At 54.4% G+C, this 22245-nt stretch carries 15 protein-coding genes; 13 read left to right on the top strand and 2 right to left on the bottom strand.

Annotation, left to right across the window (positions count from 1 at the left end; all coding sequences use genetic code 11):
• Positions 1-25 precede the first annotated feature (25 nt).
• Positions 26-871, bottom strand: a complete 846-nt coding sequence (sseA, locus tag OGY08_RS06700) for a 3-mercaptopyruvate sulfurtransferase (protein ID WP_048234730.1) — start codon at positions 869-871, stop codon at positions 26-28.
• A gap of 206 nt (positions 872-1077) precedes the next feature.
• Here sseA and OGY08_RS06695 point away from each other — a divergent pair, with 206 nt between their 5' ends.
• The 13 genes from OGY08_RS06695 to OGY08_RS06635 all read left to right on the top strand — a co-directional run bounded on the left by OGY08_RS06695 (position 1078) and on the right by OGY08_RS06635 (position 20804).
• On the top strand, positions 1078-6012 hold the full coding sequence (locus tag OGY08_RS06695; RefSeq protein WP_125363481.1) for an alpha-2-macroglobulin family protein: 4935 nt from the start codon (positions 1078-1080) through the stop codon (positions 6010-6012).
• Complete coding sequence (gene pbpC, locus OGY08_RS06690; RefSeq protein ID WP_125363482.1) at positions 6013-8325, top strand: peptidoglycan glycosyltransferase PbpC; 2313 nt, start codon at positions 6013-6015, stop codon at positions 8323-8325.
• A 148-nt stretch (positions 8326-8473) separates the two neighbouring features.
• Entirely contained in the window at positions 8474-8905 is a 432-nt protein-coding gene (ndk, locus tag OGY08_RS06685; protein WP_003037710.1) for a nucleoside-diphosphate kinase, read from the top strand.
• A 251-nt stretch (positions 8906-9156) separates the two neighbouring features.
• Complete coding sequence (gene rlmN / locus OGY08_RS06680) at positions 9157-10323, top strand: dual-specificity RNA methyltransferase RlmN (RefSeq protein WP_003037713.1); 1167 nt, start codon at positions 9157-9159, stop codon at positions 10321-10323.
• 283 nt (positions 10324-10606) lie between these two features.
• Entirely contained in the window at positions 10607-11605 is a 999-nt protein-coding gene (gene rodZ, locus OGY08_RS06675; protein ID WP_032944208.1) for a cytoskeleton protein RodZ, read from the top strand.
• 26 nt (positions 11606-11631) lie between these two features.
• Complete coding sequence (gene ispG, locus OGY08_RS06670) at positions 11632-12750, top strand: flavodoxin-dependent (E)-4-hydroxy-3-methylbut-2-enyl-diphosphate synthase (protein WP_003037720.1); 1119 nt, start codon at positions 11632-11634, stop codon at positions 12748-12750.
• Between the two features lie 110 nt (positions 12751-12860).
• Positions 12861-14135, top strand: a complete 1275-nt coding sequence (gene hisS, locus OGY08_RS06665) for a histidine--tRNA ligase (RefSeq protein ID WP_003835173.1) — start codon at positions 12861-12863, stop codon at positions 14133-14135.
• 13 nt (positions 14136-14148) lie between these two features.
• Positions 14149-14769, top strand: coding sequence for a YfgM family protein (locus OGY08_RS06660; protein WP_003835172.1), 621 nt, complete (start codon positions 14149-14151; stop codon positions 14767-14769).
• Between the two features lie 10 nt (positions 14770-14779).
• On the top strand, positions 14780-15958 hold the full coding sequence (bamB, locus tag OGY08_RS06655) for an outer membrane protein assembly factor BamB (RefSeq protein WP_008785453.1): 1179 nt from the start codon (positions 14780-14782) through the stop codon (positions 15956-15958).
• Between the two features lie 118 nt (positions 15959-16076).
• The gene (der, locus tag OGY08_RS06650) at positions 16077-17549 is read left to right on the top strand and encodes a ribosome biogenesis GTPase Der (RefSeq protein WP_003835168.1); all 1473 of its coding nucleotides are present in this window, start codon (positions 16077-16079) and stop codon (positions 17547-17549) included.
• 299 nt (positions 17550-17848) lie between these two features.
• Positions 17849-19390 (top strand): peptide MFS transporter, encoded by a 1542-nt coding sequence (locus OGY08_RS06645; RefSeq protein WP_071446839.1) that lies wholly within the window; start codon positions 17849-17851, stop codon positions 19388-19390.
• A gap of 63 nt (positions 19391-19453) precedes the next feature.
• The gene (locus OGY08_RS06640) at positions 19454-20536 is read left to right on the top strand and encodes a Gfo/Idh/MocA family oxidoreductase (protein ID WP_125363494.1); all 1083 of its coding nucleotides are present in this window, start codon (positions 19454-19456) and stop codon (positions 20534-20536) included.
• A gap of 52 nt (positions 20537-20588) precedes the next feature.
• Entirely contained in the window at positions 20589-20804 is a 216-nt protein-coding gene (locus OGY08_RS06635; RefSeq protein WP_003835160.1) for a zinc ribbon domain-containing protein, read from the top strand.
• Here OGY08_RS06635 and xseA read toward each other — a convergent pair.
• The gene (xseA, locus tag OGY08_RS06630) at positions 20801-22174 is read right to left on the bottom strand and encodes an exodeoxyribonuclease VII large subunit (protein ID WP_048215788.1); all 1374 of its coding nucleotides are present in this window, start codon (positions 22172-22174) and stop codon (positions 20801-20803) included. The two genes, OGY08_RS06635 and xseA, sit on opposite strands and share 4 nt — an antisense overlap.
• Positions 22175-22245: the final 71 nt, after the last annotated feature.

Genomic DNA, 22245 nt, shown 5'->3' with positions numbered 1-22245 from the left:
GAAGCGCTATCCGGCTTTTCCAGCTTTATAATTGCGGTTCTACCGGTAAATCGTTGCGCGCTCCCCATTCGCTCCATGCGCCGTCATACAATGCGACGTCAGAAACGCCCAGCGTGGCAAGTGCCAGCACGACGACGGCAGCCGTTACGCCGGAGCCGCAGCTGGCGATAATAGGGCGGTCAAAGCTCACGCCGTGGCTGAAGAAAATAGCATCCAGCTCATCGGTAGTTTTCAGTTCGCCGTCACGAACCAGCTCTGTCCACGGTACGTTAAGCGCACCGGGTACATGACCACGCTTCAGGCCAGGACGCGGCTCGTCAACTTCGCCATTAAAACGCGCAGCCGGACGGGCATCGACGATCTGCGCCGTTTTTTCATGACTGGCCAGCAGTACATCGGTAACGCGCACAACTGCGTCAGGCGTAAAGGCCACGTTAAATTCACCTTCAGGTAAATCCTCATCGCCTTCCTTGAGCATTAACTCATCGCGCTTCCAGCCTGCCAGACCGCCTGCCAGAATGGAGACATTTTCGACGCCAAATGTCCGCAGCATCCACCATGCACGTGGCGCGGAAAACAGATTACCGTCATCGTAGATAACCAGATGCTTATCCTGATTAACGCCCAGCTCGCGCATCGCAACGGCAAAGGCTTCGGGGCGTGGCATCATATGCGGTAGCGGTGAGGTATGATCGGAAAGCGCTTCAATATCAAAAAATACTGCGCCAGGAATATGGCCCGCACGATACTCCTCGCCAACATCGCGATCTTCCTGTCCTGGAGGTGCCATCCGGGCATCAAGAATTTGTATTTCCGGGTCGTCAATGTGTTCGGCAAGCCAGTCGGCAGCGACAAAGAAGGCGGTGGTCATAGGCATCTCCATTTTTACCAGGTTTTGGCAAATTGTCGGATGTTTACCGTAAAGCGACAAGTAAAACAGGCTGATTTGTCAGGTGAATCCACATTAATCACTTAAATTAAGACAACGTTGTTCAGTTACTGACTTCCACAGCCGGAAATCTGACGCATAATAGTTGTTCTACGTAGCTAACGGGCCACTACGGCCAGGGATGAAAAATGAAACATTTACGCGTAGCGGCCTGCATGCTGATGCTGGCACTGGTCGGGTGCGATAATAATAACGAAAAATCACCGACGGCTGCGAAACCTGATGCGCCTGCGGCACAGACTGCGCCAGCAAAAGATAAAGCTCAATTACAAAAGCTGATGCAGCAAAGCCAGGGCAAGTCGCTGACGCTGCTGGATGCCTCAGAGGTCCAGCTCGACGGTGCGGCAACGCTCGTTTTGACCTTCTCCATTCCCCTCGATCCAGAACAAGATTTTTCCCGCGTCGTGCACGTTGTTGATAAAAAAAGCGGCAAAGTGGATGGTGCCTGGGAGCTAGCGCCAAATCTGAAAGAGCTGCGCTTACGCCATCTGGAACCTAACCGGGAACTGGTGGTGACCATTGAGCGTGATTTGCTGGCGCTGAATAAAGCGACGTTCGCTATTGATTATGAAAAAAACATTACCACGCGCGATGTACAGCCAAGCGTTGGGTTTGCCAGTCGCGGCTCGCTGTTGCCGGGAAAAGTAATTGAAGGCCTGCCGGTAATGGCCCTCAACGTTAACAGCGTGGATGTGAACTTCTTTCGTGTGAAGCCTGAATCGCTCGGAGCATTTGTCAGCCAGTGGGAATACCGCAATTCGTTGACGAACTGGGAATCTGACAATCTGCTGAAAATGGCGGAACTGGTGTATACCGGACGCTTTGACCTCAATCCTGCGCGTAACACCCGTGAGAAGCTGCTGCTGCCGCTGAGCGATATCAAGCCGTTGCAGCAAGCAGGAGTTTACATCGCGGTGATGAATCAGGCTGGACAATACAACTACAGTAATGCCGCTACGCTGTTCACGCTCAGCGATATTGGTGTGTCTGCGCACCGTTACAATAATCAACTGGATGTTTTTACGCAGAGTCTGGAAAACGGCGCTGCGCAGCAGGGTATTGAGGTCACGTTACTCAACGAAAAAGGACAGATGCTGGCGCAGGCTACCAGCGACGCGCAGGGTCATGTCAAACTGGAGACTGATAAAGACGCGGCTTTGTTGCTGGCCCGTAAAGACGGGCAAACCACGCTGCTGGATCTGAAACTCCCGGCGTTGGATCTGGCTGAATTTGATATTGCCGGTGCACCGGGATACAGCAAACAGTTCTTTATGTTTGGTCCCCGTGACCTCTATCGTCCTGGCGAAACGGTGATCCTCAACGGATTACTGCGTGACAGCGACGGCAAAACGTTGCCCGACCAGCCGGTGAAGCTGGAGGTCGTGAAGCCCGACGGGCAAGTGTTACGTTCGGTGGTTAGCCAGCCGGAGAACGGTCTGTACCGTTTTAGCTGGCCGCTGGACACCAACGCGCCAACCGGTATGTGGCATATTCGTGCTAATACGGGCGACAACCAGTCACGTATGTGGGATTTCCACGTCGAAGATTTTATGCCTGAGCGGATGGCGCTCAATCTCTCCGCTAATAAGATTCCGGTGGCTCCGGCTGATGAAGTGAAGTTCTCGGTAGTGGGCTACTACCTGTACGGCGCGCCCGCTAACGGCAATGCTCTGCAAGGGCAGCTTTTCCTGCGCCCGCTGCGCGAAGCGGTGCAGGCATTGCCGGGGTTCCAGTTTGGTAATATTGCCGAAGAAAACCTGTCCCGCAGCCTCGATGAAGTTCAGCTTACGCTGGATGAACACGGTCGCGGCGAAGTGACCACCAACAGCCAATGGCAGGAGACGCATTCCCCGTTACAGGTGATCCTGCAAGCCAGCCTGCTGGAGTCAGGTGGCCGCCCGGTGACGCGTCGGGCTGAACAAGCCATCTGGCCTGCGGACACGCTGCCGGGTATTCGTCCGCAGTTTGCGGCAAAAGCCGTCTATGACTACCGCACTGATACCACTGTGAATCAGACTATCGTTGATGAAAACAGCAACGCAGCTTTCGACATTGTTTATGCCGATGCGCAGGGCGAGAAAAAAGCGGTGTCCGGTTTGCAGGTGCGTTTGATCCGCGAGCGCCGGGATTATTACTGGAACTGGTCTGAAGGCGAGGGCTGGCAATCACAGTTCGATCAAAAGGATCTGGTTGAAGGTGAGCAGACTCTGGATCTTAAGGCCGATGAAACCGGTAAAGTCAGCTTCCCGGTTGAGTGGGGTGCCTATCGTCTGGAAGTGAAAGCCCCGAATGATGCGGTGAGCAGCGTACGCTTCTGGGCAGGTTATAGTTGGCAGGATAACAGCGACGGCAGTGGGGCTGTGCGTCCCGATCGCGTGACGCTGAAACTGGACAAACCCAGCTATCGTCCTGGAGATACCATGAAGCTGCACGTTGCCGCTCCTGCTGCTGGCAAAGGTTATGCGATGGTGGAATCCAGCGAAGGCCCGCTGTGGTGGCAAGAAATAGACGTACCGGCGGATGGTCTTGATATCTCCATCCCGATTGATAAAACCTGGAATCGCCACGATTTGTATCTCAGTGCGCTGGTGGTTCGTCCTGGCGACAAGTCCCGTTCGGCCACGCCAAAACGGGCGGTTGGTTTACTGCATTTGCCGTTAGGTGATGAAAACCGTCGTCTGACGCTGGCGCTGGAAAACCCGGCGAAAATACGTCCAAACCAGTCTTTGACCGTCAAGATTAAAGCCAGCGTCAAAAATGGCGACATACCAAAACAGGTCAACGTGCTGGTCTCTGCCGTTGATAGCGGGGTGTTGAACATTACCGATTACGCCACGCCAGATCCGTGGCAGGCATTTTTCGGACAAAAACGCTATGGCGCGGATATTTATGATATTTACGGCCAGGTGATCGAAGGGCAAGGGCGGCTGGCGGCGCTGCGTTTTGGTGGTGATGGCGATGAATTAAAACGCGGCGGTAAGCCACCGGTCAATCACGTCAATATCGTGGCGCAACAGGCGCTGCCGGTCACGCTCAACGAGCAGGGCGAAGGTACGGTGACGCTACCGATTGGTGATTTCAACGGCGAGCTACGGGTAATGGCACAGGCCTGGACGGCGGATGACTTTGGCAGCAGTGAAAGCAAGGTGATTGTTGCCGCGCCGGTAATTGCTGAACTGAATATGCCGCGTTTTCTGGCGGGAGACGATACCTCGCGACTGACGCTGGACGTTACTAACCTGACTGACAAACCGCAAACACTGAATATTAAGCTCGCGGCCAGCGGTTTACTGGAGCTGATGGGACAAGATCCTGCTCCATTGAATCTGGCACCAGGCGTACGGACTACGTTGTTTATTCCGGTGCGTGCGCGGGAGGGGTTTGGCGATGGCGAAATTCAGGCAGAAATTAGCGGTCTGACTTTACCGGGTGAAACGCTGCCAGTTCAGCATAAACAGTGGAAGATTGGCGTGCGTCCGGCGTTCCCGGCGCAAACCGTTAATAACGGTGTCGCAATTCAACCGGGCGCAACCTGGCAGCTTCCGGGCGAAGAACTGACCAATTTCTCCCCTGCAACGATGCAGGGACAACTGCTGTTCAGCGGTAAGCCGCCGCTAAATCTGGCGCGTTATATCCGCGAACTGAAGGCTTACCCTTACGGCTGCCTGGAGCAAACTGCGAGCGGGTTGTTCCCATCCTTATACACTAACGCTGCGCAATTGAAGGCGTTAGGTATTGTGGGTGACAGCGATGAAAAACGCCGCGCGGCAGTCGATATTGGGATTTCTCGTTTAGTGCAGATGCAGCGTGATAACGGCGGTTTCGCGCTGTGGGATAAAAACGGGTCGGAAGAGTACTGGCTGACCGCGTATGTCATGGATTTCCTCGTTCGGGCAAATGAACAGGGCTACAGCGTCCCGGTAGAGGTCATTAACCGTGGCAACGAACGGCTGCTGCGCTATTTGCAGGATCCAGGAATGTTGTCGATTCGCTATACCGACGACTCTTCAGCAAGCCGGTTTGCCGTACAAGCCTACGCCGCGTTGGTTCTGGCGCGTCAGCAAAAAGCCCCGCTCGGCGCATTGCGTGAGATCTGGGAGCGTCGTGCGCAAGCGGCCTCTGGTTTACCGCTGTTACAACTGGGGATCGCGCTGAAAAATATGGGCGATGCTAACCGCAGTGAACAGGCGTTGACGCTGGCGCTGAATACGCCGCGCCGCGATACGCAACAGTGGATGGCGGATTACGGCAGTGCGTTACGCGACAACGCGCTAATGCTGGCCTTGCTCGAAGAGAACAAGCTCAAACCTGACGTGCAGAATACGCTGCTGAACACGTTGTCAGAACAGGCCTTTGGGCAGCGCTGGCTCTCGACTCAGGAAAATAATGCGTTGTTCCTTGCCGCGCGTACGTTACAGGACTTGCCAGGCACATGGCAGGCGCAAACGTCACTCTCGGAGCAACCGTTAGCCGGGGAGAAATCACAGACGCGTAATCTGGATGCCGATGCGCTGTCTACGCTGAGCGTCACCAATACCGGTAATCAACCGCTGTGGCTGCGTCTGGATGTGAGCGGTTATCCGCAAACTTCACCGACGCCTGCCAGCAACGTTCTGCATATTGAGCGTCAAATTCTGGGGCTCGACGGAAACAGCAAATCGCTGGATTCGCTGCGCAGCGGCGAGCTGGTGCTGGTCTGGCTGGAGGTGAAAGCCAGCCAGAACGTGCCGGATGCGCTGGTGGTTGACTTACTGCCAGCAGGACTGGAACTGGAAAACCAGAATCTGGCCAACGGCAGCGCCAGCCTGCAGGATAGCGGTAGCGAAGTGGCGAATTTGCTTAAGCAGATGCAGCAGGCAGATATCCAGCACGTTGAGTTCCGTGACGATCGCTTTGTCGCTGCGGTGGCGGTCAATGAAGGACAACCGGTTACGCTGGTGTATCTGGCGCGAGCGGTAACGCCGGGGACCTACCAGGTTCCCGTCCCACAGGTGGAATCAATGTATGTTCCGCAGTGGCGCGCGACCGGTGCGACAGAGGGACTTTTGATTGTCAGACCGTAAATGATGCGCCGGTTGGGTAAACGCGGCTGCTGGCTCTGGCTGGCAGCCGTTGCGCTATTGATTGTGGCGGCAGTTTGGGCGGCAGATAAAATCTGGCCGCTGCCTTTGCGCGAAGTCGATCCGGCACGGGTCGTGGTGGCACATGATGGTACGCCACTCTGGCGCTTTGCCGATGCCGAAGGTATCTGGCGGTATCCGGTAACGATTGATGAGGTGTCGCCCCGCTACCTTGAGGCGTTAATTAACTATGAAGACCGCTGGTTCTGGAAGCATCCCGGCGTCAATCCGTTTTCAGTACTGCGCGCAGCATGGCAGGACCTCTCCTCTGGGCGTGTGGTTTCGGGCGGCAGTACGCTCACCATGCAGGTCGCACGATTACTCGATCCCCATCCGCGAACCTTCGGCGGCAAGTTTCGCCAGCTCTGGCGCGCATTGCAACTGGAATGGCATCTCTCCAAACGCGACATCCTGACACTGTATCTCAACCGTGCGCCGTTTGGCGGTACGCTGCAGGGCGTCGGGGCGGCAAGCTGGGCCTATCTTGGTAAATCACCCGCGCATTTGAGTTACTCCGATGCCGCGCTACTGGCTGTTTTGCCACAGGCACCGAGTCGCCTGCGTCCGGATCGCTGGCCGGACCGTGCTGAAGCGGCGCGTAATAAAGTGCTCGAACGTATGGCGAGCCAGGGTATTTGGCCTGCCAGACAGGTACAGGAGTCACGTGAAGAACCGGTCTGGCTGGCGCCCCGGCAAATGCCGCAGTTAGCGCCGTTATTCTCACGCATGATGCTGGGAAAAAGCCGGAGCGATAAAATCGTGACTACCCTTGATGCCGGATTGCAGCGTCAACTGGAAGAGCTGGCGCAGAACTGGAAGGGGCGCTTACCTGCACGCAGTTCGCTGGCAATGATTGTGGTCGATCACACCGATATGAGCGTACGTGGTTGGGTGGGGTCGGTAGATATGAATGACGACTCCCGCTTTGGTCATGTGGATATGGTGAATGCGATCCGTTCGCCCGGCTCGGTGCTGAAGCCGTTTGTTTATGGCCTGGCGCTGGATGACGGACTCATTCATCCCGCTTCGTTGTTGCAGGATGTCCCGCGGCGAACCGGAGATTATCGACCGGGGAATTTTGACAGCGGTTTTCATGGCCCGGTGAGCATGAGCGAAGCGCTGCTAAGGTCGTTGAATTTACCCGCCGTGCAGGTGCTCGAAGCCTATGGTCCGAAGCGCTTTGCCGCATCGTTACGTAACGTCGGCTTACCGCTGTATCTGCCCGCAGGGGCTGCGCCGAATCTGTCGCTGATTTTAGGTGGCGCGGGGGCAAGGCTGGAAGATATGGCCGCAGCGTACAGCGCCTTTGCCCGTAAGGGAAAAGCGGGAAAACTGCGTCTGCAGCCGGGTGACCCACTGCTTGAACGTCCGTTGATGTCGGCGGGCGCGGCGTGGATTATTCGCCGTATCATGGCCGACGAAGCGCAACCGCTGCCGGATAACTCGCTGAGCAGAGTGGTTCCGCTGGCGTGGAAAACGGGCACCAGCTATGGCTATCGCGATGCCTGGGCGATTGGCGTTAACGCCCGTTATGTGATCGGTATCTGGACTGGCAGACCAGACGGAACGCCGGTGGTGGGCCAGTTTGGATTTGCCAGCGCCGTGCCGCTGCTCACTCAGGTCAACAATCTTTTGCTCTCTCGCGGGACAAATCAGCCGGAAGATCCACGTCCTGATTCCGTGAGTCGCGGCGTGGTGTGCTGGCCGGGCGGGCAATCCCTTGCCCCAGGAGACAGCAACTGCCGTCGCCGTCTGGCAACCTGGTTACTGGATGGCAGTCAGCCGCCAACGTTATTATTGCCCGAGCAGGAAGGGGTTAATGGCATTCGTTTTCCTGTCTGGCTGGATGATGAAGGCAAACGTGTGGCGGCGGATTGCCCGCAGGCGCACGAGCAAACATTAATCGTCTGGCCGTTGCCGCTGGAGCCATGGCTACCTGAATCAGAACGCCGTGGGGCGAGATTACCGCCAGTTTCTGCCACGTGTCCGCCGCTGGGACAAGACGCTTCGCAGCCATTGCAGTTGACAGGTATTCGTGATGGCGCGATTGTGAAGCGTTTACCCGGTTCTGCTCAAGCCTCATTGCCGGTGCAAACCAGTGGTGGGAGCGGTGAACGCTGGTGGTTTCTTAACGGTGAAAGGCTGGAAGAACGAGGACGTCATCTTACGCTACGGCTGGCGACTAAAGGGGATTATCAACTGCTGGTGATGGATGACGCTGGTCAGGTAGCGACGGTGAGATTTTCGATGCAGTAGACCAGTTCGTGACTGTTTGTTGCTAAAATTCATCTTATTTTAAAGAAATGTTACCTTCATCAATAGTCAATTGCCGGGATGCTCTTTATAATCCGCGCCAGGTCGTACATCTATATAGACAACAACAGAACACATTACAGAGGTTATCATGGCTATTGAACGTACTTTTTCCATCATCAAACCAAACGCGGTGGCAAAAAACGTTATTGGGAGCATCTTTGCGCGCTTTGAAGCAGCAGGGTTCAAAATTGTCGGCACTAAAATGCTGCACCTGACCGTTGAGCAGGCACGTGGCTTCTATGCTGAGCACGATGGCAAACCGTTCTTTGACGGTCTGGTTGAATTCATGACCTCCGGTCCGATCGTTGTTTCTGTTCTGGAAAGCGAAAATGCCGTACAGCGTCATCGCGATCTGCTGGGCGCAACCAACCCGGCGAATGCGCTGGCCGGTACTCTGCGTGCAGACTATGCTGACAGCTTCACCGAGAACGGTACTCACGGTTCCGACTCCGTTGAGTCAGCGGCGCGCGAAATCGCCTATTTCTTTGGTGAAGGTGAGGTTTGCCCGCGCACTCGCTAATAAGCTCGTGGGGTAGGCCGGATAAGCATTTGCGCATCCGGCTCTGCTTTGCCTGATGGCGATGCTGATGCGTCTTATCAGGCCTACGATCTTCCTTTACATATTATTTTCGCTAATGCTTCGTGCAAACGTGGCATCCCTGCGCCAGACTTTGTACAATGCAACGCCCCGGAAGAGCAGATCGCTTGCCGGGGCGTTTCTTTTTAACCCTCCACGGGCCACAACGTGTAACAACGAGGCCGGAAAAAATTATGTCTGAATTAGTTAACACCTCTGAAGTCGTCATTCCTGCGGTTCCAAATAAAAATGGAAAAATTAACCTGCTGGATCTGAACCGTCAGCAAATGCGCGAATTCTTCAAAGAGATGGGCGAAAAACCGTTTCGTGCCGATCAGGTCATGAAGTGGATGTACCACTATTGCAGCGACAACTTTGATGACATGACTGACATCAACAAGGTGCTGCGTAACAAGCTGAAAGAAGTGGCTGAAATTCGCGCCCCGGAAGTGGTGGAAGAGCAGCGTTCTTCTGACGGTACGATCAAATGGGCTATCGCGGTTGGCGATCAGCGCGTTGAAACGGTGTATATCCCGGAAGACGATCGTGCGACCCTGTGTGTTTCTTCACAGGTCGGGTGCGCATTAGAGTGTAAATTCTGCTCTACGGCGCAACAGGGCTTTAACCGTAACCTGCGGGTATCGGAGATCATTGGTCAGGTCTGGCGCGCGGCGAAGATCGTCGGTGCGGTGAAGGCTACGGGCGTGCGTCCTATTACCAACGTGGTGATGATGGGGATGGGCGAGCCGCTGCTCAACCTGACCAACGTGGTTCCGGCGATGGAAATCATGCTCGATGACTTCGGTTTTGGGCTGTCCAAGCGTCGCGTCACGCTCTCCACCTCAGGTGTTGTCCCTGCGCTGGATAAGCTGGGTGATATGATTGACGTCGCGCTGGCGATTTCTCTGCATGCGCCGAACGATGAAATTCGTGACGAAATTGTACCTATCAACAAAAAGTACAATATCGAAACATTCCTTGGCGCGGTTCGTCGTTATCTGGAGAAGTCCAACGCTAACCAGGGTCGTGTAACCATTGAGTATGTGATGTTAGATCACATCAATGATGGCACTGAACACGCGCATCAGCTGGCAGAACTGCTGAAAGATACGCCGTGTAAGATCAACCTGATCCCGTGGAACCCGTTCCCGGGCGCGCCGTATGGCCGTAGTTCTAACAGCCGTATCGATCGTTTCTCCAAAGTGTTGATGAGCTATGGTTTCACTACCATCGTGCGTAAAACACGTGGTGATGACATCGATGCAGCCTGCGGTCAGCTGGCGGGCGACGTTATCGACCGTACCAAGCGTACTCTGCGTAAGCGTATGCAGGGCGACGCTATCGACATTAAGACCGTTTGATGTTGGCGCACTACGGTATAATTCCTGTACCGTAGTGCAACGTAAGCCATATGAGGTTTTTTGTTGTCGTCGTCAGGTCAATAATAACGGTGCGTTTTTGTCGACTTTAAGGCAGTATGTAACGGCGTAACAAGTGTTTAGCCCTCAGGTTTACGCCGTTTTGTCATTGATAGTCTGACCGTTTTATACTGTCTGACGAAGGTTAACTGACCAGATGTTTCGCGGTGTGGGTGAGCATTGTGGCTCGCCGGCATCAGAACCCAAATTTACGCAGCTGTAGCGAATGAATACTGAAGCCACGCACGACAAAAATGAAACACTATCCACCGGCGTTCGTCTGCGCAATGCCCGTGAACAACTCGGATTCAGCCAGCAGGCAGTCGCGGAGCGACTTTGCCTGAAGGTCTCCACGGTACGCGATATTGAAGAGGATAAGGCGCCAGCCGATCTTGCTTCAACATTCCTGCGCGGGTATATCCGTTCTTATGCGCGTCTGGTGCATATTCCTGAAGAAGAACTGTTGCCAGGGCTGGAAAAACAGGCTCCGATTCGACCAGCTAAAGTCGCACCGATGCAGAGCTTCTCGCTCGGCAAACGTCGTAAGAAACGCGACGGCTGGTTAATGACCTTTACCTGGCTGGTACTGTTTGTCGTTGTCGGACTGACTGGTGCCTGGTGGTGGCAGAACCATAAAGCGCAGCAGGAAGAGATCACCACTATGGCCGATCAATCCTCTGCTGAGCTGAATGCCGGTAAAGAGGGTGCGCAGAACGTACCGTTAGATACCAGCGCAGCAGCAGGGCAGGATACCCCTCCGGCTCCTGACGATGGTGCGGTAGCGGACGCAGCGCCAACGCCAGACGTTGCTGCGACCCCGGCACCCGCCGCTGATGCGCAACAGAACGCCGTTGTTGCCCCTTCTCAGGCTAACGTCGATACCGCAACCGCAGCGCCAACAGCGCCAGCTACAGCGGCTCCTCTGCCGACCGATCAGGCAGGTGTGACTACACCTGCAGCCGATCCTAACGCGCTGGTGATGAACTTTACCGCCGATTGCTGGCTGGAAGTAACCGATGCGACCGGTAAAAAACTGTTCAGCGGGATGCAGCGTAAAGACGGCAATCTAAACCTGACCGGTCAAGCGCCGTACAAACTGAAAATTGGCGCCCCGGCGGCAGTGCAGATTCAGTTCCAGGGTAAACCTGTCGATCTGAGTCGTTTTATCAGAACTAACCAGGTTGCGCGTCTGACCGTTAATGCCGAACAATCACCGGCTCAGTAACAGACGGCAATGCGGGAGATTTTTTAATGCATAACCAGGCTCCAATTCAACGTAGAAAATCGACACGCATTTACGTTGGGAACGTGCCGATCGGCGATGGTGCGCCCATCGCCGTACAGTCTATGACTAATACGCGTACCACGGATGTGGAAGCGACGGTTAATCAGATTAAAGCGCTGGAACGCGTAGGCGCAGACATTGTTCGTGTCTCTGTACCGACAATGGATGCCGCAGAAGCGTTCAAGCTTATCAAACAGCAGGTTAACGTCCCGCTGGTTGCCGATATTCACTTCGACTATCGTATCGCGCTGAAGGTAGCGGAATACGGTGTTGATTGCCTGCGTATTAACCCAGGTAATATCGGCAGTGAAGAGCGTATTCGCATGGTGGTGGATTGCGCTCGTGATAAAAATATTCCTATCCGTATCGGCGTCAACGCCGGATCGCTGGAAAAAGATCTGCAGGAAAAATACGGTGAACCGACGCCGCAGGCGCTGCTGGAATCCGCTATGCGCCATGTGGATCACCTCGATCGTCTGAACTTCGATCAATTCAAAGTCAGTGTTAAAGCGTCTGACGTTTTCCTCGCCGTAGAATCCTATCGCCTGCTGGCGAAACAGATCGATCAACCGCTGCATCTGGGGATCACCGAAGCCGGTGGCCTGCGTAGTGGTTCGGTGAAGTCCGCGATCGGCCTTGGCCTGCTGTTATCTGAAGGGATCGGCGATACGCTGCGTGTTTCTCTGGCAGCCGATCCGGTGGAAGAGATCAAAGTGGGTTTCGATATCCTGAAATCGCTGCGCATTCGCGCGCGCGGGATCAACTTCATCGCTTGCCCAACCTGTTCGCGTCAGGAGTTTGACGTTATTGGTACGGTTAACGCGCTGGAGCAACGCCTGGAAGATATCATTACGCCAATGGACGTTTCGATCATCGGTTGCGTGGTAAACGGTCCTGGTGAAGCGCTGGTTTCTACGCTGGGCGTGACGGGCGGTAACAAGAAAAGCGGCCTGTATGAAGACGGCGTGCGTAAGGACAGACTCGATAACGACGATATGATTACGCAGCTTGAAGCCCGCATCCGTGCTAAAGCGAGTATTCTGGACGAAGCGCGTCGTATCGACGTGCAGCAGCTTGAAAAATAACAACGTGATGGGAAGCGGCGTGCTTCCCGTGTATGATTGAACCCGCATGGCGCCCGCATTGTTCGGGTTAGCGCTGAGGGTTCATTTTTATATTCATAAAGAGAATAAACGTGGCAAAAAACATTCAAGCCATTCGCGGCATGAACGATTATCTGCCTGGCGAAACCGCCATCTGGCAGCGCATTGAAGGCACTCTCAAAAACGTGCTCGGTAGCTACGGTTACAGTGAAATCCGCTTGCCGATTGTAGAGCAGACCCCGTTATTCAAACGCGCGATCGGTGAAGTTACCGACGTGGTTGAAAAAGAGATGTATACCTTTGAGGACCGTAATGGCGACAGCCTGACGTTGCGTCCTGAAGGGACTGCGGGCTGCGTACGCGCCGGCATCGAACATGGTCTCCTGTACAATCAGGAACAGCGTCTGTGGTATATCGGGCCGATGTTCCGCCACGAACGTCCGCAGAAAGGACGCTATCGTCAATTCCATCAGCTGGGTGTCGAAGTATTTGGCCTGCAAGGCCCGGACATCGATGCGGAGCTGATTATGCTGACCGCTCGCTGGTGGCGCGCGCTGGGTATTTCTCAGCATGTTAGCCTTGAGCTGAACTCAATCGGTTCGCTTGAAGCCCGCGCTAACTACCGTGATGCGTTGGTCGCCTACCTGGAACTGCATAAAGAGAAACTGGACGAAGACTGCAAGCGTCGTATGTACACCAATCCGCTGCGCGTTCTCGACTCCAAAAACCCGGAAGTACAGGCGCTGCTCAACGACGCGCCTGCACTGGGCGACTATCTTGATGACGACTCTCGCGAGCACTTCGCGGGCTTGTGCAAACTGCTGGAATCCGCAGGCATTGCCTACACCGTCAATCAGCGTCTGGTTCGTGGTCTTGATTACTACAACCGCACCGTATTTGAGTGGGTCACCAGCAGCCTGGGCTCTCAGGGCACCGTGTGTGCCGGTGGTCGTTACGACGGTCTGGTAGAGCAACTTGGCGGTCGTGCAACGCCAGCCGTGGGCTTTGCTATGGGGCTGGAACGACTTGTTTTGTTAGTTCAGGCAGTTAATCCGGAATTTAACGCAGATCCTGTTGTCGATATATACCTGGTCGCTTCAGGGGCGGACACGCAGTCGGCGGCAATGACGCTTGCAGAACGTCTGCGCGATGAAGTTCCTGGTGTGAAACTGATGACAAACCACGGTGGCGGCAACTTTAAGAAACAGTTTGCCCGTGCCGATAAGTGGGGCGCCCGCGTTGCACTGGTACTGGGCGAGTCCGAAGTGGCTGACGGTACTGTTGTAGTGAAGGATTTGCGCTCTGGTGAGCAAACGGCAGTAGCGCAGGATAGCGTTGCCGCGCATTTGCGCACTTTACTGGGCTAAGGAGAAGGACAGCGTGGAAATTTACGAGAACGAACACGACCAGGTTGATGCGGTAAAACGCTTCTTTGCTGAAAACGGCAAGGCGCTGGCTGTTGGGATCATTTTAGGGGTTGGCGCGCTGGTTGGTTGGCGTTACTGGACCAGCCATCAGACGGAGTCCGCACGCTCTGCTTCTCTGGCATATCAAAATACGGTGACTGCGGTTAGCGCGGGTAAACCGGACAGCATTCCTGCCGCTGAGAAATTTGCTGCAGAGAATAAAAATACCTACGGCGCGCTAGCTTCACTGGAACTTGCGCAGCAGTTTGTTGACCAAAATGAACTTGAGAAAGCCGCAAGTCAGCTGCAACAGGGCTTGGCTGCGACCAGCGATGAAAATCTCAAAGCGGTGATTAACCTGCGTCTGGCTCGTGTTCAGGTTCAGCTTAAACAGGCTGATACCGCGCTGAAAACACTCGACACCATTAAAGGTGAAGGGTGGACGGCCATTGTTGCCGATCTGCGCGGTGAAGCGTTGCTGAGCAAAGGCGACAAACAAGGTGCGCGTAGCGCATGGGAAGCGGGTGTGAAAAGCGATGCCTCTCCTGCTCTGAGCGAAATGATGCAGATGAAAATCAATAATTTGTCCATCTGAGAGGGACCCGATGCAATTGCGTAAATTACTTCTGCCAGGGCTGCTTTCCGTTACCCTATTGAGCGGCTGTTCACTGTTTAGTGGCGAAGAAGATGTCGTTAAGATGTCCCCATTACCGGTGGTTGAAAACCAGTTTACTCCGTCTACGGAATGGAGCACCTCTGTAGGCAACGGTATTGGTGATTTCTATTCCAATCTTCATCCTGCGCTGGCGGATAACGTTGTCTATGCAGCCGATCGCGCTGGTGTAGTGAAAGCGTTGAACGCAGGCGACGGTAAAGAAGTCTGGTCTGTGAATCTGGGTGAGAAAGACGGCTGGTTCTCCCGTGCATCTGCACAGCTTTCTGGCGGTGTAACCGTGTCCGGCGGACATGTTTACATTGGCAGCGAAAAAGCACAGGTTTATGCGTTGAATACCAGCGACGGTACCACCGCATGGCAGACGAAAGTCGCCGGTGAAGCGCTGTCTCGTCCTGTTGTGAGCGATGGCGTAGTTTTGATCCACACCAGCAACGGCCAGTTGCAGGCATTAAACGAAGCTGATGGCGCCATCAAATGGACCGTTAACCTCGACATGCCTTCCCTGTCTCTGCGTGGTGAATCCGCTCCGGCAACCGCCTTTGGCGCAGCTATTGTCGGCGGTGATAACGGTCGCGTGAGCGCCGTGCTGATGCAGCAAGGCCAGATGATTTGGCAGCAGCGTATCTCACAGGCGACAGGCCCAACGGAAATCGATCGTCTGAGCGACGTTGATACCACGCCGGTTATCGTCAATGGCGTTGTTTACGCGCTGGCTTATAATGGTAACCTGACGGCGCTGGATCTGCGCAGCGGTCAGATTATGTGGAAACGCGAACTGGGCTCGGTGAATGATTTCATCGTCGACGGTAACCGTATCTACCTGGTTGACCAGAATGACCGCGTACTGGCGCTGACCACCGATGGCGGCGTGACGCTGTGGACGCAAAGCGATCTGCTGCACCGTCTGCTGACGTCCCCGGTATTGTATAATGGCAATCTGGTCGTCGGTGATAGCGAAGGCTACCTGCACTGGATTAACGTTGACGATGGTCGTTTTGTGGCCCAGCAGAAAGTCGACAGCTCAGGTTTCCTGACCGAGCCGGTCTCTGCTGATGGTAAACTGCTGATCCAGGCGAAAGACGGTACGCTGTACTCTATTACGCGTTAATCGTCCCGGCCGCTCGCTTTGAAAAACGGCTCCTGGTGCAGGGGCCGTTTTACTGTTTTTAACAACGGGGCAAAAAATGTGCCCGTTGTCTGATGATTTTTTAAATGAGGCTTTAAACATGGTACCTGTGGTCGCGCTTGTCGGGCGCCCTAACGTTGGCAAATCCACGTTATTTAACCGTCTAACTCGCACCCGAGATGCGCTGGTTGCGGATTTCCCGGGTCTGACTCGTGACCGTAAGTACGGTCGTGCGGAAATTGAAGGCCGTGAGTTTATCTGTATTGATACCGGCGGTATTGATGGCACCGAAGACGGTGTTGAAACCCGTATGGCGGAACAGTCGCTGTTGGCTATCGAAGAAGCAGACGTTGTGCTGTTCATGGTGGATGCGCGTGCTGGCCTGATGCCAGCGGATGAAGCTATTGCTAAACACCTGCGTTCGCGCCAGAAACCGACGTTCCTGGTCGCCAACAAAACTGACGGACTCGATCCTGACCAGGCGGTTGTTGATTTCTACTCATTGGGTCTGGGTGAAATTTATCCGATCGCGGCGTCCCATGGTCGTGGTGTTCTCAGCCTGCTGGAGCATGTTCTGCTGCCGTGGATGGATGACGTTGCTCCTCAGGAAGAAGTGGATGAAGACGCAGAATACTGGGCGCAGCTTGAAGCCAAAGAAAACGGCGAAGAAGAGCCTGAGGACGATTTCAACCCGCAGGATTTGCCGATTAAACTGGCAATCGTCGGCCGTCCGAACGTAGGTAAGTCCACGCTTACTAACCGTATTCTCGGCGAAGACCGCGTAGTGGTTTACGACATGCCGGGAACCACGCGTGACAGTATTTATATTCCGATGCAGCGCGATGAACGCGAATATGTGCTCATCGATACCGCGGGCGTGCGTAAGCGCGGCAAAATTACCGAAGCGGTAGAAAAATTCTCAGTAATCAAAACGCTGCAGGCAATTGAAGATGCCAACGTTGTGATGCTGGTGATTGACGCGCGTGAAGGGATTTCCGATCAGGACCTGTCGCTGCTGGGCTTTATCCTCAATAGCGGGCGCTCACTTGTTATCGTTGTGAACAAGTGGGATGGCCTGACGCAGGAAGTAAAAGAGCAGGTCAAAGAGACGCTGGACTTCCGTCTGGGCTTTATTGATTTTGCGCGCGTACACTTTATCTCAGCGCTGCACGGTAGCGGCGTGGGTAATCTGTTTGAATCGGTCCGTGAAGCATACGATAGCTCTACACGTCGCGTGAGCACCGCGATGCTGACGCGCATCATGACCATGGCAGTAGAAGATCATCAGCCGCCGCTGGTGCGTGGTCGTCGTGTGAAGCTGAAATATGCCCATGCCGGTGGTTATAACCCGCCAATCGTGGTGATTCACGGCAACCAGGTCAAAGACCTGCCGGATTCCTACAAGCGCTATCTGATGAACTATTTCCGCAAGTCTTTGGATGTAATGGGGACGCCGATCCGTATTCAGTTCAAAGAAGGGGAGAACCCGTTTGCGAACAAACGTAATACATTGACGCCGACTCAGATGCGTAAGCGTAAGCGTTTGATTAAGCACATCAAAAAAAGCAAGTAACTGTTGCTGATGCAGAAAAAAACCCGCGCTTGTCGCGGGTTTTTTTCGTCTGCCCATTGCTGATCTCCCCCTGTGTAAAGTCAATCACTATTCGTTTTTTGCCAAGTTTAAATCTAAGAAAGTAGACATTTGTCGAGTTTTCATCTTAAAGTCCGGGGGCTGGTACTAGACAAAACTAGCCTTAGGTTATCAAATGGTTAAATAACTTTTCGCCGCATGTAAAAAATCGGTCAGATACGTAACTGGCTGGCGTACATCGCGGTGTTTACACGCACGACGACATAACTTTCGGGAGAATTATGCAATCCTCTGTTAATCAAAAAGAAAGCCGAACTTTCTTCGGTCATCCTTACCCGCTCGGCTCGCTGTTCTTCACAGAGATGTGGGAGCGCTTCTCGTTTTACGGCATTCGCCCGTTACTGATCCTGTTTATGGCTGCTACCGTTTATGACGGCGGCATGGGGCTGGCGCGTGAAAATGCCTCGGCGATTGTGGGTATCTTTGCCGGTACGATGTATCTCGCCGCGCTGCCAGGTGGCTGGCTGGCGGATAACTGGCTCGGCCAACAGAAAGCGGTGTGGTACGGTTCCATTTTGATTGCGCTCGGTCACTTGTCGATCGCGCTCTCGGCCATTATGGGGAACAACCTGTTCTTTATCGGCCTGATGTTTATCGTGCTCGGTTCCGGTCTGTTTAAAACCTGTATCTCAGTGATGGTTGGCACGCTGTATAAAAAAGGCGATGCGCGTCGCGACGGCGGTTTCTCGCTGTTCTATATGGGCATCAATATGGGGTCGTTTATCGCGCCGCTGATCTCCGGCTGGCTGATTAAATCCCACGGTTGGCACTGGGGCTTTGGCATCGGTGGTATCGGGATGCTGGTGGCGTTGATCATCTTCCGCGTGTTTGCCGTTCCATCGATGAAACGTTATGACAGCGAAGTGGGTCTGGACTCAACCTGGAACAGCCCGGTAGTGAAACGTAACGGTGTGGGCGCGTGGCTGCTGGCGCTGGCCGTCGGCGTAGCTGTTATCGTTACGCTGATTGCGCAGGGCGTGATTGTGATAAATCCGGTCGCGGTTGCCAGTATGCTGGTGTATGTGATTGCCGCCTCCGTCGCGCTTTATTTTATCTACCTGTTTGTCTTTGCTGGTCTGAACCGCAAAGAGCGCGCCAGACTGCTGGTCTGCTTTATCCTGCTGGTTTCCGCCGCGTTCTTCTGGTCTGCGTTTGAGCAGAAGCCAACCTCGTTCAACCTGTTCGCTAACGACTACACTAACCGTATGATCGGCGATTTTGAAATCCCGGCGGTCTGGTTCCAGTCGATAAACGCACTGTTTATCATTCTGTTGGCACCGGTATTCAGTTGGGCGTGGCCTAAACTGGCGAGCATGAATGTTCGCCCGAGCAGCATCACCAAGTTCGTTATCGGTATTCTCTGTGCCGCTGCAGGCTTTGGTCTGATGATGCTGGCAGCGCAAAACGTTCTCAGTAACGGTGGCGCAGGCGTCTCCCCATTCTGGCTGGTGGGCAGTATCCTGATGCTGACGCTTGGTGAGTTGTGCCTGAGCCCGATCGGTCTGGCGACCATGACGCTGCTGGCTCCGGAAAGAATGCGCGGGCAGATGATGGGCCTGTGGTTCTGCGCCAGTGCGCTGGGTAACCTGGCCGCAGGTCTGATTGGTGGTCATGTGAAGGCCGACCAACTGGATATGCTGCCGGATCTCTTCGCTCGTTGCTCGATTGCATTGCTTATCTGCGCCGCGGTACTGATCGTCCTCATTGTGCCGATCCGTCGCATGCTGGAGAATACGCAAACTAAACCGGCTACTAGCGCCTGATAACACCTCGATTGTGCCGGGGCAGACGTGATGTCCCGGCCAATTCATTTACGAGGTGAGAACATGCTGTTAGGGTTTGCTGGGCTTGGCGCAGTCGTTGAAACGGCATACTTGCCCGCATTGCGTAAACTTTACGGTGATTCCCTGTGCTGTGTGGGATTTGACGTGCAACCCGCAAAACAGCCCGCTGGTGTGACACGCTGTGCATCGCTCGCTGAACTTCTTGCAACACCGCTTGATACCCTGTTTATCACCACCGCTTCTCTGCATCATCTCGATGTGCTTGAACAGGCGCTGGCCGCTCCCATCGCACGAATCGTGGTTGAAAAACCGATTGTTGCCACGCTTTCCCAAATTGAAAAACTGAAAACGCTGCTGGAGCAACCCGACGCTGCCGACCGTGTGCTGGCGCTCGACCACTGGATGGCGCGTAATGGCGCAATGCAGCTGGCATTGGGAAAACTCGGTGCGCAGTGGCAGGGCGATAACCCACAACAGGCACTTGTCTCTCACTTTTCAGACGTTGTTAAAATCGACGGTTTTTTGCAGGAGCCGAGCGGATATAACGCTACAGGAGAGCCGATCGCGCTCAACTTTGCCACTGGTGAGCCAGATACGCGTGAGCTTCGCCACCCGGACGGTGTGATTCTGGACATTGGCACACACGTACTGGCCATGCTGCGTGAAACAGTGCGTTACCTGGGCGGTAATGACAGCATGACCCTGCAGGTGAAGAGCGCTAAAGACCGTCTGGGACGTAACATCATCCAGGGTGACCTGACCACGGCTGAAGGAGAGGCGCATCTGCAAGGACTGATTAGCGGTGTACCGTTGGATATCTGGCTGAATAAATACGCGGGGCCTGCTGGCGGACAAAAAGGTCTGCGCCTTTATCTGCGTGATGGGCGTATCATCAGCTACGACCGACGGGGTGCCGACGATGTGCTCGAATTGATTGACGGTGATGTTGTGCAACGCTGGTGTCTGCCTGGTACGATTTATGCCCATTGTCTGGCGGAACATATTCTGGGGACGCAAAGTCTGTTTGAACGCAGCCCGCAGGAGGTGAGCCGCACGACGCAGCGCAGGCTGGAGGAGGTAGAACGATTACTGATCCTACAGCAACAGTTGCGTGGTTCACACTAAGCGTATCATGGTAAAATTAGCGCAGAATTGAACGCCATTTAAAGGAGTCACCATGTCGATGACCTGCCCGGATTGTCATGCAGAACTGGAACCACAAAACGGTGTGGCACACTGTGAAAACTGTAAAAAAGATATTCCGTTAGAAGCGCGCTGCCCGGAGTGCCATCAGCCACTCCAGGTGTTAAAAGCCTGCGGTGCGGTGGACTACTTCTGTCAGAATGGCCATGGTCTGATCTCGAAGAAACGTGTGGAATTTGTGCCGGTTTAATCTGGCTTTTTCTTACGCGTTTTCTTTGCCGTCGTTACGCCTTTCACTTCGCTCTCTACCCAGCCGTCTGACAGGCGGGTAGTGAGCACATCACCGGTTTTTACCTGTTTGGTCTGCTTCAGCACTTTGCCGTCGGTCGCGGTAGTGACGCTATAGCCGCGAGCGAGCGTCGAGAGAGGACTCACCGCTTCAAGGTGCGTCACCACATTACCGAAGCGTTCTCGCTGTGCGCTTAAACGCGCGCGGATATTCTCTGCCAGACGGTACTCCAGTTGCTGAATACGGGTTTGCGCCCGATAAATTCGCGGCTGTGGGTTTTGCTGGCTCAGGCGTTGACTTACGCGCTGTTGGCGCTGATTGGCCTGCTTAATCTTATTCTCAAGAGCGAAATTCATCCGCTGACGCAGCCGCTCCAGCACGGTCTGCTGACGGGCCAGACGCAGTTGCGGATGTTGCTGTTGCAAACGGTGATGAAGCTGGGTAAAGCGACGAGTACGGTTGGCGATGTAGTAGTCCATCGCCATCTCCAGACGCTGCTGGCCATGCTGAATTTGACGCAGCAGTTCCAGTTGATTGCGGCTGACAATTTCCGCAGCTGCTGATGGCGTAGGCGCCCGTAAATCTGCAATAAAATCGGCAATAGTGACATCTGTTTCGTGGCCGACGGCGCTAACCACAGGAATGTGGCTGGCAAAGATTGCCCGTGCAACGCGTTCGTCGTTAAAACTCCACAAATCTTCCAGAGAACCGCCGCCGCGCCCGACGATAAGCACATCGCACTCGCCCCGCGCGTTCGCCAGCTCAATGGCGCGAACGATCTGTCCTGGTGCATCGTCGCCCTGGACCGCGGTCGGGTAGATAATAACGGGCAGGGATGGGTCACGACGCTTCAGCACGTGGAGAATGTCGTGCAGCGCAGCCCCGGTTTTCGAGGTAATGACCCCAACGCAGTGAGCCGGAGAGGGTAGTGATTTTTTGAACTGCTGATCGAATAGCCCTTCAGCCTGCAGTTTGGCTTTGAGTTGCTCATATTTTTGCTGCAACAAGCCTTCGCCAGCTGGCTGCATGCTCTCAACAATTATCTGGTAGTCGCCACGCGGTTCGTACAACGTAATGTTAGCGCGTACCAGGACCTGCTGACCGTGCTGTGGGCGGAACGTTACCCGTCGATTGCTGTTGCGAAACATCGCGCAGCGTACCTGGGCGGTGTCATCTTTGAGCGTGAAATACCAGTGACCGGAGGACGGCTGAGTGAAATTCGAGATTTCACCGCTGATCCAAACTTGTCCCATTTCCTGCTCAAGCAGCAAACGAACCGTCTGATTTAGGCGGCTTACGGTAAAAATTGAGGTGGTCTGAGAGGATAACATGTGAGCGGGATCAAATTCTAAATCAGCAAGTTATTCAGTCGAAAGTAACATGCTCACAGAGGAGCGCAAGG

Origin of the sequence: Citrobacter sp. Cpo069, assembly GCF_030332785.1 — a bacterium.
Classification (GTDB): Bacteria; Pseudomonadota; Gammaproteobacteria; order Enterobacterales; family Enterobacteriaceae; genus Citrobacter; species Citrobacter portucalensis.
This window is presented reverse-complemented; position numbering and strand designations above follow the sequence as displayed.

Excerpts from the sequence above, each read along its gene's own strand:
- OGY08_RS06640 (WP_125363494.1), top strand. The coding sequence starts at position 19,454 with ATGCTGTTAGGGTTTGCTGGGCTTGGCGCAGTCGTTGAAACGGCATAC.
- ispG (WP_003037720.1), top strand. The coding sequence starts at position 11,632 with ATGCATAACCAGGCTCCAATTCAACGTAGAAAATCGACACGCATTTAC.
- OGY08_RS06645 (WP_071446839.1), top strand. The coding sequence starts at position 17,849 with ATGCAATCCTCTGTTAATCAAAAAGAAAGCCGAACTTTCTTCGGTCAT.
- OGY08_RS06635 (WP_003835160.1), top strand. The coding sequence starts at position 20,589 with ATGTCGATGACCTGCCCGGATTGTCATGCAGAACTGGAACCACAAAAC.
- pbpC (WP_125363482.1), top strand. The coding sequence starts at position 6,013 with ATGATGCGCCGGTTGGGTAAACGCGGCTGCTGGCTCTGGCTGGCAGCC.
- ndk (WP_003037710.1), top strand. The coding sequence starts at position 8,474 with ATGGCTATTGAACGTACTTTTTCCATCATCAAACCAAACGCGGTGGCA.
- der (WP_003835168.1), top strand. The coding sequence starts at position 16,077 with ATGGTACCTGTGGTCGCGCTTGTCGGGCGCCCTAACGTTGGCAAATCC.
- bamB (WP_008785453.1), top strand. The coding sequence starts at position 14,780 with ATGCAATTGCGTAAATTACTTCTGCCAGGGCTGCTTTCCGTTACCCTA.
- OGY08_RS06695 (WP_125363481.1), top strand. The coding sequence starts at position 1,078 with ATGAAACATTTACGCGTAGCGGCCTGCATGCTGATGCTGGCACTGGTC.
- xseA (WP_048215788.1), bottom strand. The coding sequence starts at position 22,174 with ATGTTATCCTCTCAGACCACCTCAATTTTTACCGTAAGCCGCCTAAAT.
- rodZ (WP_032944208.1), top strand. The coding sequence starts at position 10,607 with ATGAATACTGAAGCCACGCACGACAAAAATGAAACACTATCCACCGGC.
- sseA (WP_048234730.1), bottom strand. The coding sequence starts at position 871 with ATGACCACCGCCTTCTTTGTCGCTGCCGACTGGCTTGCCGAACACATT.
- rlmN (WP_003037713.1), top strand. The coding sequence starts at position 9,157 with ATGTCTGAATTAGTTAACACCTCTGAAGTCGTCATTCCTGCGGTTCCA.